This is a genomic window from Tengunoibacter tsumagoiensis (assembly GCF_003967535.1).
GTDB lineage: Bacteria > Chloroflexota > Ktedonobacteria > Ktedonobacterales > Ktedonobacteraceae > Tengunoibacter > Tengunoibacter tsumagoiensis.
The window spans coordinates 4,638,458-4,650,741 of sequence record NZ_BIFR01000001.1 but is presented as its reverse complement, the minus strand read 5'-3'; the positions used below and the strand labels follow the sequence as shown (position 1 = coordinate 4,650,741).

The 12,284-nt window shown below is 50.2% G+C and carries 8 protein-coding genes; 5 read left to right on the top strand and 3 right to left on the bottom strand.

Annotated elements, in window-relative coordinates; translation table 11 throughout:
• Positions 1 to 47: 47 nt before the first annotated feature.
• Together EL628_RS18195 and EL628_RS18190 are read left to right on the top strand one after the other, a co-directional pair.
• On the top strand, positions 48 to 692 hold the full coding sequence (locus tag EL628_RS18195) for a sigma-70 family RNA polymerase sigma factor (RefSeq protein WP_126581330.1): 645 nt from the start codon (positions 48 to 50) through the stop codon (positions 690 to 692).
• Between the two features lie 19 nt (positions 693 to 711).
• A complete protein-coding gene (locus EL628_RS18190) occupies positions 712 to 1,518 on the top strand; it encodes an anti-sigma factor (RefSeq protein ID WP_126581329.1) in 807 nt (268 codons plus the stop codon).
• Positions 1,519 to 2,381: 863 nt separating this feature from the next.
• Here the strand turns inward: EL628_RS18190 and EL628_RS18185 are convergent.
• Complete coding sequence (locus EL628_RS18185; protein ID WP_126578124.1) at positions 2,382 to 3,776, bottom strand: IS4 family transposase; 1,395 nt, start codon at positions 3,774 to 3,776, stop codon at positions 2,382 to 2,384.
• 399 nt (positions 3,777 to 4,175) lie between these two features.
• Between EL628_RS18185 and EL628_RS18180 the strand changes: the two genes are divergently transcribed.
• On the top strand, positions 4,176 to 4,946 hold the full coding sequence (locus EL628_RS18180) for a hypothetical protein (protein ID WP_126581328.1): 771 nt from the start codon (positions 4,176 to 4,178) through the stop codon (positions 4,944 to 4,946).
• Positions 4,947 to 5,035: 89 nt separating this feature from the next.
• On the opposite strand, the gene EL628_RS18175 is transcribed toward EL628_RS18180, so the two are convergent.
• Positions 5,036 to 6,553 (bottom strand): S1C family serine protease, encoded by a 1,518-nt coding sequence (locus EL628_RS18175; protein WP_126581327.1) that lies wholly within the window; start codon positions 6,551 to 6,553, stop codon positions 5,036 to 5,038.
• A 284-nt stretch (positions 6,554 to 6,837) separates the two neighbouring features.
• Between EL628_RS18175 and EL628_RS18170 the strand changes: the two genes are divergently transcribed.
• Complete coding sequence (locus EL628_RS18170) at positions 6,838 to 7,959, top strand: tetratricopeptide repeat protein (RefSeq protein WP_161975588.1); 1,122 nt, start codon at positions 6,838 to 6,840, stop codon at positions 7,957 to 7,959.
• On the opposite strand, the gene EL628_RS18165 is transcribed toward EL628_RS18170, so the two are convergent.
• Positions 7,942 to 9,396, bottom strand: coding sequence for an HD domain-containing protein (locus EL628_RS18165; protein ID WP_126581325.1), 1,455 nt, complete (start codon positions 9,394 to 9,396; stop codon positions 7,942 to 7,944). The genes EL628_RS18170 and EL628_RS18165 overlap by 18 nt on opposite strands.
• A gap of 289 nt (positions 9,397 to 9,685) precedes the next feature.
• Between EL628_RS18165 and EL628_RS18160 the strand changes: the two genes are divergently transcribed.
• The gene (locus EL628_RS18160; protein ID WP_126581324.1) at positions 9,686 to 12,211 is read left to right on the top strand and encodes a Vgb family protein; all 2,526 of its coding nucleotides are present in this window, start codon (positions 9,686 to 9,688) and stop codon (positions 12,209 to 12,211) included.
• Positions 12,212 to 12,284 lie beyond the last annotated feature (73 nt).

Below are 12,284 nucleotides of genomic sequence, written 5' to 3'. Positions count from 1 at the left end.
AAAATATGCTACACTAAACCAAATGGAGAGAAGAGAGGCAGGCGTGCATGAACAAGCTTGCGCGAGACGACGAGGAAAAGCTCATCGACCGTAGCCAGCGAGGAGACATCGATGCTTTCAATGAAATAGTCTTACAGTATCAGCAGACCATGTATAGCACTGTCTTTCGCTTGCTTGGCAATGCTGATACAGCGGCTGACGTAACGCAAGACGCTTTTATTGCGGCTTTTCGTGCCATCAAAAGCTATCGTGGTGGCTCATCTTTTCGTGCCTGGTTGCTAAGGATCGGTTCAAATATGGCCTGTGACCACTGGCGGCGTGTACAGAGGCAGCCAGCGGATTCATTAGAGGCTCTGACAGAAGATGATGAGACACATAGCAGCGCCCTGCTGGGGGTTCTGGCGGCGACCGGTGCGGAAGGAAATCCAGAGGAGAACCTCTTAACACGAGAACTACAAGAGCTTTTACAGACGGCTTTGCAGCAACTTCCACTGGATCAGCGCTCAGCAGTGATCCTTTGTGATATTCAGGGCCTGGCTTACGAAGAAGTAGCTCAGGTTACGCAGACCACATTGGGGACAGTGCGCTCGCGTATCTCGCGTGGGCGTGCTCGTTTGCGAAACTTCTTATTGGAACATCGGGAACTTTTGCCACGTGATTATCGTCTCACCAATAGTAATAACGAGTCATAGCATAATTGGGAGTAGACCTTTGACACAATCTGATCGGCACCTGACAACTGAGCAACTCTCGGCATTTCTCGATCACCAGCTCATAGATGAAGAACTGACAGAGTGCAAAGCACATGTAGACACGTGCGGACAGTGTCAGCAAGAACTGGCTGACCTGAGACAGACCGTCTCTTTGCTGCGTGCCTTACCACAGCCTGTGCTTCCCCGATCGTTCGTGTTGCCCACCACAACTGCCGTTGCCCCCTTGTCTGTGCAAAAAACATCTACTATTGTCTCTTTAGAGGAGAAGCGATCCAGGCGTGGCTTAACTGGAGTGGTTACAGCTATGCGGGTTGCGAGCAGTCTGGTAGCGGTCATTGGGATCTGCTTTATCCTATCAGGGCTGTTGTTGCCAGCAACTTCAGTTCACACTATGGCGAGCACGAGTACTGCATCTCAGACATATGCTCAACAGCATAGTGCAAATAACGAGCCCCATACGATTGGTAAAGCACCGGACTCGTTGACTCCAGTCTTTCGTAGTACGGCCACCACAGCGGCTCAGGGAGATGAAGATGATCAGGCAAACGCTGACTCTCCTACACATAATCAGAAGAATGAGCCGTCCTTGAAGCCCGATCCTGCGAAAGCGCCAGCAGCCTCACAGACGACGAAGGCTGATCCATTCGGGTTTATGCAATCGATGTTTTTCATCTTTGACATGAGCACTATAGGTGGGCGAATGGGTCTGGGTATCGTTCTCTGTTTAGCTGGTTGCATAGGCTACATGTACTTTAGTCAGCGCAGGAAGCGTGCCCTTGGTTATGAGGGTCCACGTCGCTCATGAGGGCGTGTGCGTCCAGAATGAAGCAAGATAAGACTAGAGCCGTGGAGCATTTCGCGTAGTGGTCAGAAGAGTTGAACATGGTGGGTAGGCTACGACGGCCATCATGAATGATGGGCCCGACACGTTTGTGCGATAAATCGCTTGTAAAGGTGAATTTGTTGCATGAGGGTGTCGGGCCCATTATTATGGTGTGCGCAGGAATGAAGGGGGGTGGTAGAGCATGCTTTTTTATAGTGATTATGAGGGTGGAATGGGTTCCCAAGGTGATTATGAGGGTGGAAGAGGGTGGGATGAGTACCCGAGGAGATGATGAGAGTGGAACGTGGTGAAGTGGGTTAACAAGGCGATGAGGGTGGAAGAGGATGGAATAGGTTACCACGGTGATGAGGGTGGAAGAGGGTGGAGTGGGTTACCGTGGTGAGAGGGTGGAAGAGGATGGAATAGGTTACCACGGTGATGAGGGTGGAAGAGGATGGAATAGGTTACCACGGTGAGAGGGTGGAAGAGGATGGAATAGGTTACCACGGTGAGAGGGTGGAAGAGGATGGAATAGGTTACCACGGTGAGAGGGTGGAAGAGGATGGAGTGGGTTACCGTGGCCATCATGAATGGCATCCGGTACAACTAAATGAAAAAGAGAATGGATCGCAGCGAGGATGGGATGCCAGGAGTCTCCTCTTGTTTCCCAAAACAAGAGGCCGTTCTCGCTCGCCCAGAAAGAGCAGACCACAGGAAATCATCGATCATCAGGCAAGCAGTGCTTGTTTTACGGTTTTCTCGCTGCTTTTCTCGCTTTTGCTCCTTCCGGAAAGGCCACAAAGGCCCATGGTCATGGGGGCTTCGTTTCGTTGACAGCGCAAGCCTCAGGGCGAATCTATGAGAAACCGATCTTGGTACCGTGGAAGAAACGCCTGTTTTCGTGGATGCCGATGTCGACAGCCATAGCGCGGTGCTCGTCGCAGCACCATCCCTTCGGGCAGAGGGCGATACCCATGGGGTTTGAGGGCAGGCACCAGGATCGTATGACGCCGATGAGGTCGAATGACCCCCCAGGCACGACCATGCGTCACCAGTTCTTGCAGCAGCGGAGACGACGACGTTTTGAGACCCCCGAGCACTTTGATCAGGAGAGGCAACGAGACATCAAAGAGATCGACGTTGGCTTGTTCTGCAAGATCGAAGCGCAAGGCACAGACGATCTGAGCCAGAATCAGAGCAATCCAGAGCTGGATCTCGACCAGTTCTGGTCTGGCTGCCCACCAGATGCGGATCCCCACATCCCTTTTGAGCAGCTTAAACATCAGTTCAATATCCCATCGACGTGCATACAATTGTGCGATTTCCAGGATCGGGAGGACCAGAGGATCAAGCACATTCGTGATGTACTGGTAGCGTTTGCCGTGCAGTTCAAATTGAACCAGCCGCACCGCATGAGCAGCCCGATCTGCACGATAGGCGCCTAACCACACGATCGCATCCAGGACCTGCTGTTCCTCATCGTGGTAGAGAATATGTTTGATCTCATAGGTTCCATTTTCTCGCAAGCGAGAAAGATACGAATAGCCTGCATCAGTGAGAGAATCCAGCCAGGCAAAGCCAAAATAGCCCAGATCGGCCAGAATCAAACTGGCCCGTGGTAAGCCCTCTAAGAGCATCGCCGCCCCGGTTGAACAGGAGGCGAACACATCGGTGCGCAACTGAAGGCAGCGCCATTGTTGGCGTCGAAGATCGAACAGACCGGCCAATTTTCCCACGATGAGATGGGGATCGTTGGGTGGGAGCTCTTTGAGGTCGCTGGTGAGTCGTTTGAGGGTGTGCAGGGTGGTTTCGTCCAGGGCGACAATCTCGGTGGCAAAGGAGGCCAGGGGGAGTGCGGAGCGAGCGGCAGGCCGGTCTCGTTGAGCGAGCACCAGACGCACATGGTCATAGACCTCTTGAAGGGTTGCCGATCCCAGAGAGACCAGGCGTTTTCGCATGCCTTCGTAGGTCATCTGAACAGCTGGAAAGGTCCCCAGAGGGCTCAGAATGAGCAACCGCCAGATATCGCGAAAACTGGTCTTCGCCTGGAACATCCCCATCAGCAGGGCGAGCCACAACTGCAGTGGGGGCAGCACAGGAGGGCGCCCACGTTTGGAAGGACGTGCTGAGAGGGCGTTGGTATCGTTCAGCAGGTGTTGAAACACGGCGATCATCTGCTCTTGAAGGGAGACATTGGCGTGCGGGGATGCAGGGTCTTGCGTGCCTGGTGTATGCTTCATGAAAGAGGATCTCCTGTTTTTTGAATTTTGAAACCAAATAGGAGTATCCTCTTTTTTGGAGCTTTTTGCAACTCGATTTCTAATTTAGTTGTACCAGATGCATGAATGGTGGGCCCTACGGGATTGTGCGATAAATCGCCCGTAAAGGGGTGATTTGTTGTTTGAGGTGTAGGGTCTATTGTGCAATGATGGTTTTGGAGGATATTCTGGTCTTCTCTTTATGTTCTTTGTGAAAATGGGAATGCTTGTTGCAGGATCGGTAAACTTGAGGGTGTGAGAATGGACAGATGGCTGAACCTTCGTTATAGTTATAACGATAGGTTTGTGGATAGCTATCCTTTCATTTGTGATTCTCCTGGAAGAATGTCCTTCTTAAGTAAAAGAAATAAGTAGTGGAACATGGATAATGTGTTGTTCTTATGGCCTGCTGCGATTAATGTGCTGGTCACAGGTCTTTTCGCTGGAGTGCTGTTGCGACAGTATCTCAGGCGGCAGCGTCTCTCGCAGTTGTACTGGTTGCTGGCCTTGACGATGGCCTTTGTGGCTACGCTGGCATATATGGGGATGTTAGAGTGGAGACCAACCAGTGCAGGTGGCATCTTCCTCTTTCGTCTCTACTATATTTTAGGGGCCTCTCTGATGCCAGCCTGGTTGGGGTTGGGGAGCCTGGCACTGCTTACGCCGAAGCGTGTGAGTCTGTGGTGTGGTGGTGTATTGGCCGCATGTAGTTTTCTCGCTGCCTACCTGATTTTTTACGCGACAATTGATCTGCGCCGATTGAGTCAGATTGCAGGGACACCTGGAACCGGGATTCTGGCTCCTGGTGCCTGGCTGGTCAGTACTATTATTTTAAATACTCTAGGGGTTGTACTGGTCGTTGCTGTTGCGCTCTACTCGGGGTGGAAGCTCTGGCATCAACAGAAGGATCTGGCTGGTCTGGGCACCAGTACCATTCTCTGGGCCAATATTCTGATTCTGTCAGGTGCCCTGCTAGATGCTTCGGCAGGAAGTTTTGCCCGTCTTCTCAATCTCCAGTCTGATTTCTGGCTGATTATGGCTGTAGGTTGGATTATTCTCTTTGCAGGAGTATTGCTTGCTGGCCGCCGCTCGCAGAGGTTAGCCACAGCCTCTCGGCAAGAGATTGAGAGTTGGCAGGCAGTGAAGATCTAAAAAGAGCCCGAAAAAAAGCTGGAGTTTTCAAATCCTCCAGCTTTTTTTAGATGAGTTTTATGTGAGTTTGGCGAGAAAACCAGGTTCGTTTAGCCTGCCTGTAGTTCGCCAAGCGTAACCGGGACGGTCAGTTGCTGTTTGCCACGATAGATCTGAATGGAGACCTGATCGCCAGGGTTTTTGGAGATCAAGGCGTCTTGCAGGGAGGCTGAGTCAACGATATCAGTGTTGTCGACCTTAACGATAACGTCGCCAACCTGTAAGCCAGCCTTTTGTGCCGCACCATTGGCCGTTAAGTCTGTGATCAGAACGCCATGATCAACAGAGAGATTATTGCGTGCCTGCACCATTTGATCGACATCAGCGGCTCGAACATTCAGTCCAGCACGACCAGTATGGGTTACTTTCCCATCTTTAATGAGCTGAGGGACAATAATTTTAACGCGGTTGCCAGGAATCGCAAAACCAACGCCATTGGCAGGGGCATTAAATTCGGGATCGAGCGCCGTCAGCGTTGGAATACCAACCAGGTTGCCTTCCAGATCAACCAGAGCTCCACCGCTATTGCCAGGATTGATCGGGGCATCAGTCTGGATTGCGTTAGGAATAGTGGCGCGGCCCTGACCTTCACTCACATTGCGGTTTAGAGCGCTTACAATCCCATTAGTCACAGTTAACGTATTGCCCAGAGGATTGCCAATAGCCAGTACTTCTTGTCCAACTTTGAGTTTTGAGGAATCACCGATGGGCGCAACAACCATATTGCTGGGTGGATTAATCTTAATCACAGCCAGATCATCCGATGGATCTGTGCCAATCAGCTTGGCATCAGTAATTTTTGTGCCATCGGATAGCACAACCGTATCAATGCTCTTAGCCCCCTCAACCACATGGTTGTTTGTCACAATATAGCCACCTTGATCAACAATGACACCAGAGCCAAGGGCTGACCCTCCCTGTACCGACACATTGATCTGTACAACAGCTGGTCGTACATTGGCAATGACAGCCTCACGAACGCTTTGAATATTATTATCGCTGAGGGCTGGAATCGTTACCTGGCTCTTATTATTACCAGTCTGTAATGAACCATAGTTTGTTTGGGTGGAGGTGTTGCCTGGATTACGGGCAAATTGCCAGCCTGCAAACAATCCTGTGCCAAACACTGCTGCTAACACGATAGCCAGGAGAAAGATCGAGCCAGCGCGAAGCCCATTAGCCGCAGGCTTTTTTGTTGACGTCGTAGGGATCGCATAGGCTGCGTTAAAACCAGGTACTCCTTGAGCTCCTTGAGATTGAGCATTGTTCTGAGAACTATATGCTGATCCATGATAATCTGGTGAAGATTGAGCAAGTGGAACCTCTTCGATCTGCGGATACTGTTGTGTGTTCTCACTGGCTGAGGCCGCAGGTACTTGCTGATAATAATGTGGTAATGGTGGGTAGATGGCTTCTTCATCCTGCGACAGCTTTGGAGTCGCAGGCACAGAATGAACCTCTTCACGATTGGGGACTGTGGCGTAATAGTTTTGTGGAACGGGTTGTGTAGGAGCATTCTGTTGCTGCTCTGGCCCTTGATCCTCTTGATTCTGATTGGGATGGAACATCGTTCGTGATCTCCTCTGATTCACACATCTATCAAAAAATGAGTACGATTTTGTCATTCACTCAATTGTATAGCATTAGCGCTAGTGACAACATACTTAAGATCTTCTGTATCTATAATGTAACAGCGGGGCATAAAAAAACCTTGTGGGATTTGTAAAAAATTTGTATAGAAAATCGGGCTCTTGTAAGATAATTGACCGAAGCGCGGTCAGGCCTTGCTCAACACAGAGGATAATGAGATAATAGCGATACAAGTAGAGAAGAAGAGGGAGTGCCAGGCATAGTGAACGAGAAATTTGTTGAGGAGCAGCGTTCTGCCCCTTTTTACGCACAGGAAAGAACGACCGTGGATGAACAACAGTCCCAGGAACAGAAGCACACCAGATTAGAGCAAGTGAGACACCAGGCTCATGAGCATCTGGCTGCACAGCAGTGGGCAGCGGCTCAGAGATTATTTCAGGCTCTGCTGGCTGAAGATGCCTATGATGAAGATGCTCTACTGGGTCTGGCTGCGGCCCTTGATGGGGGAAATCAGTTTGAGGAGCTCTTCACCATTGCTCAGCGTGTGCTTGAAATTGACCTGAATTCTGCCCTGGCTCTGGCATATAAGGCGCGTGCACTACAGAAATTGGAGCGCCTCTCAGCAGCAACGGTCGCTAACGATCAGGCACTCTTGCTGGATACAAATCTGGGACTGGCCTGGATCAACCGCAGCGGTTTACAGCTATTGCAGAGTAAATTCCCTGAGGCGCTGCGCAGCGCTGAGCGAGCAATCGAACTGGCTCCAAAGGATGCGCGTGCATGGGCAAACTATGGCGTAGCGTTACGTAATTTTAACCGTCTTGCAGAGTCGTTAGATGCTTTTGATAAGAGTCTCTCCTTCGATCAACGCCAGCTCTTCTCTTTACAGATGAAAGGCGATATTCTGTGTCGTATTGGGCGTATGCGAGAAGTATTGCCAATTGTGCAGCAAGGGCTTGAGATCTCTCCAGTTGATGTGCCACTTCTTTTGCTCGGAGTGCAAGCGGCTCGTTCGCTAGAGTTATACGAGACCGTCAAGAACCTGGCCCAGATCTTATTGCAGCTCATCCCAGATCATCTGGGTGCCTGTGAGAACTATGTACGTAGCCTGCGTGGACTCGGAGAGTTTGCTGAAGCCAACATAGCTCTGGACCGCTTACTAGAATTAGACGCAAATAATCCACGTTTCTGGACGTTAAAAGCGGATACACTGTATCGTCTTGAGCGTTATCGTGAAGCTGTAACTATAGCTGAACGAGCTCGTCGTCTGGATATGGAATATCAGCCAGCTCGTCGTATTCATGAAAAAGCCTTAAAATTGATGTATCAACGAAAAGAAAAGAAGAAGAGCCAGGCGAAACAGCCATCAGATGAGACGCTCTAACGCAGGAATGAGAAGATCATCGCGGTGAGCTTGCAACAGTGGACGGAGCGGTTCGGCCACAACCAGTCGAATCCGTCGCTGATGCTGCTCATAGCGTGCCAGATCATCTGATTGCAAGCCAGTGACCTCAATCCATTTCATCAATGGCTTCATACCTACGGGTGGATCTGCAAACTGAATCCAGACATCCATCTCCCACTTTTCCGGACGAGGAATATCAAAAAGAATCGCATAATCGGCGATCTCGATAGTAAGGGCTTTGCCGAGCTCGCTGGCCAACTCTTGCTCGACGCGGCGGCGCCGTTCGGCATCCCAGAATAGCGCCTCCAGTCGGCGGAAGAGACTGCCTGCGGGTGGGCTGATCTCTAGCGCCACTTTATAGGTGCGACGATACTCAAGCTCATGTGCTAACGTTCGCGAGCTCACAGGCATCTGAGGATCTGCAAGGAGTGCAAGCAATGCGGCATCAGTTAGCCCAACGAGCTGCGAGGCCTGAAGAGTCTCTGCGGTCAGCGCGTCGTAGACAGCACGCACGAGCATAACCTGTAATGCCCGGCTGGTATGATGCCAATAGATATTATCAAACATCTCCTGGCGAGCGTGGAGAAGCGAATGGAGTGGGCTGATCCCTTTATCCGTGACGACAATGCTGCGCTGGCCATTGCTATCAGTGTGAACGCGGAGAGCATCAATAAGGCGCGAGACATCCACTCCTCCATAGGGAACGTTGCAGGCGCGGGCATCGCGGGGGAGATAGTCTAACTTATCAACATCCAGGGCTCCGCTTAATAGATGGCTCAACAGCTCATCATCCGCAGGAAGAGGCTTTCCCTTTGGTGTATCGATCATATCAGCCACGCGTTCAGGCGAGAGATGGTACTCATCCTCAAGGATCTGAGCAATCTCTCCCTGTTCAATAATCGAGCGACCTACCTGTTCATGGTGAACAATAGGATGTCCCAGGTCTTCAATCGTATGGGAGAATGGATAATGTCCAATATCATGGAGTAAGGAAGCGACAACGAGGGTCTGAATACTGCTCTTAGCAACTCCGGTCAATCCCCCCTGTTCTCCACGCTGAAGGAGAGCCCGTAGCGCCCTCACCGTGAGATAATAGCAGCCCAGGCTATGTTCATAGCGGGAATGGGTGGCACCTGGCCAGATCCGATAGACAAAGCCCAGCTGTTTGACCTGTTGCAGGCGTAGAAATGCAGCTGTATTGATGAGTTTTTTCTCACGAGCCCCCAATGGAATGAGATCATACAGGCTATCACGCACCGTCATGACAGGATTTTCATCTGGCAACAAAGGGAAATTTGCTTCGTCAGTCCAGACAGGCTGTTTGATCGCTTGCACAACAGCCGTAGAAGGAATCGAATTATGTGTCGGCTGGCGTTTGCTTCGAACGCCTTTAGGCCGCTCTTCTCGCATTTTCATAGGTAAATTGTACCAGATCGGGGCGTCCTGTGTCTAATGATTCTGATTTTGCCTGCTATTTCATTTTTTTGCTCCTTTCTGAAGAGAATAGTGGGAAAGATGACAATTTATTTAACTCAGGCTCATCATCGTTATATTTGCATAGTTATACCGTTTAATCTATTGAAGAGAATAAAGTGTGCTTCTGCTTGTTTGGATAACTTCAACAGGCAAGCAGTAAATTTACGTAGGGATCGAAGAATTGTCAAATGTATCTGGTGGGTTAGTGGTTATGAAAGGGAGTGGTGAGATGCAGAGTAAGCAACGAGGTGTATTCTCTTTTCCGATGGTACGAAGCTGGCTGATAGTTGTTGTCTGTATTGTCGCCAGTGGACTGGCGGCCTTTGTGTGGATGATGCATTTGCAGGCACATGCTATGACCCTTAGTGAATATCCTACGACATTAAATCCGCAGGGCATGGTACTCGATCGAAGTGGGCATATCTGGGTAAGTGAACCTGGATGTACTATGAACCCTCTCTGTCAGACCGCGCAGCTAGGTGTGATTGGCGAATACTCGGTGGCTGATGGGCAGAAGATTCATGACTTTGCCGAACCGGCTGGCTCTCTTTTCTCCAGCCCTGCCTTTTTAGCACTGGACCAGAATGAGAATATCTGGTTTACCGAGCCCAATTCAGATGCGATTGGTGAGTTCATGCCTGCGACAAATAGCTGGAAGCAGTGGAATACATCCCGGGGAGCAGTGCCTTATGGCTTACTCTTCGATGAGCATGGAAATCTCTGGTTTTCTGAAATTAAAGGGAATAAGATTGGCTTTTTAAATCCAACGACACATACGATTGTTGAGAATGCACTCCCTTCCTCTAATGCACAACCTGCTGGATTGGCTAAAACACCTGATGGCACCATCTGGTTTACAGAACATGCTCAGCCGCAGATTGGTAGTTTTCAACCAACCAGTAGCGGCGTATTATCTCAAACAACGATTACCGAGTATACAGTGACAGCCAGGCCAGATGCCATTGCTGCTGATCAGACTGGAGCGCTCTGGTATAGCGAGGGGGATGCAGGGAGCATTGGCGAATTTTTCCCGGCGACGGGCGGGCAGGCATCTTTTAAGGTCACTGGCTGTACAGGCGCTTCCTGTCCCAGGTCATTTATTGCAGGGATTGTCGTTGATAGTAGTGGGAAGATCTGGTTTGATGACACTCTCCAAAATACGTTAGGTGTCTTTGATCCTCATACGGGTGGACTTGGAAATCTGAAGATTGAGCATGTTCATGCCAGTCCCAGAGAAGGTCTGGTAGTGGATGACCAGAATAATATCTGGGTGACTGAATGGGGGGCGAACCTGCTGGCCGAACTGCCTGGCGGGAAATTAACCCTTGTGAATACTGTACAAACAGGCCCGGTCAGCTCGCATTGGTATTTTGCTGATGGGAGAGTGGGACAGGGTTTCCGGGAATATCTGACAATTGCCAATCTCTCTTCGCAGCCCTGTTCCGCGACAGTACACTATTTCTATACCCTGGATGGACAGACCGTAAACCAGCAGAAGAGTATTGTTGTACAGGTCCCTGCTGCCAGTCGGGTTACAGAACCAGTGAATCGCGATCTTGCTCTGGATGCCAGCAATGTTCAAGGGGCCTCGGTCTCCAGCATTGTGAGTACTGATCCCTCCTCGGGCTGTACAGGCGTGATGGTAGAACGACCGCTGTATGCCAGTCATTTTCATGGTGTCAGTAGTGGTGGGGATGTATTGGGTTTAACGCATCTCAGTAGCACCTATTACTTTGCCGATATTCCAACGGGTCAAGGGATCTTTACGTCCCTGACCGCCTTTAACCCGCAGACTACGAGCACCAATCTCACCATCTCTTATTACAGTCAGGGAAGAGTTGTGCAGAGCCAGAGCTTGCTTCTTGGGGCAATGATGCGGGGAACACTTGATCCAACTGCATTAAACCTGCCCGCTCATGTGGCAGCCAGCGTTACGGCCACGCAGGAGATAATGGTTGAGCGCTCCAGTTATTATGTCAATACAAATGGAGTGAGTGGAGCAGCAGAGGTGATCGGGTCTCAACGCTTAGGGCGTGATTGGCTGTTTGCTGAAGGCTATACGGGGACTGGCTCGATTGAAAATCTCACCATTGCGAATCTTGATCCTACTCAGCAGCCAGCTGATGTTACCATCACGTTAGTCTCCAAAACAGGCTCCAGCCAGAGCTTTCCAATCACATTGACGCATCAAAGTCAGATTGTCTGGTCCGTTAATGCCAACAACACCTTTTCAGGTTCCAGTCCAGAAGTTTCGGCTGAGGTGCAATCTAGCGGAGGAGCCATCATTGTACAGCGAGAGATCTACTATCGCTATCAACATACTGCTGGAGGCCAGACACTGAGCGCCAATGGCGTGACAGATGTTATGGGGCAGATGGGACCTGATAATAAGATGAGCTATAGCTTCGCGGAAGGATATACGAATCTGCATTATCAGGAATGGCTCACCTTACAGAATCCCACCGCACATACCGAGATTATCTACATCACATTGTTGAATGGCTATGGACGTTCATATATTCAATCGGTGATGATGGTTGGCAAGAGCCGTTCTACCATTGATATTACTGCACTGGTGCAACAGAATCTGATCAAAAGTGGAGATGACTTTCCGGCCTATGAGGTCTCAATGAGCGTGGTAACACAGAATAGCGGAGATAGTTTTGTGGCCGAACGGCCTCTCTATTGGAATACAGAGACCACTCCTTTTGTCACACAGGGGAGTTCAGATATTCCTGGTTACCCGGGAGATTAACCGCTTTACAATTTCCAGAGGGCCTCCCACTACTGGGAGTAGATCATCAGGTGGGGGGACTTCTTGTTTAGAA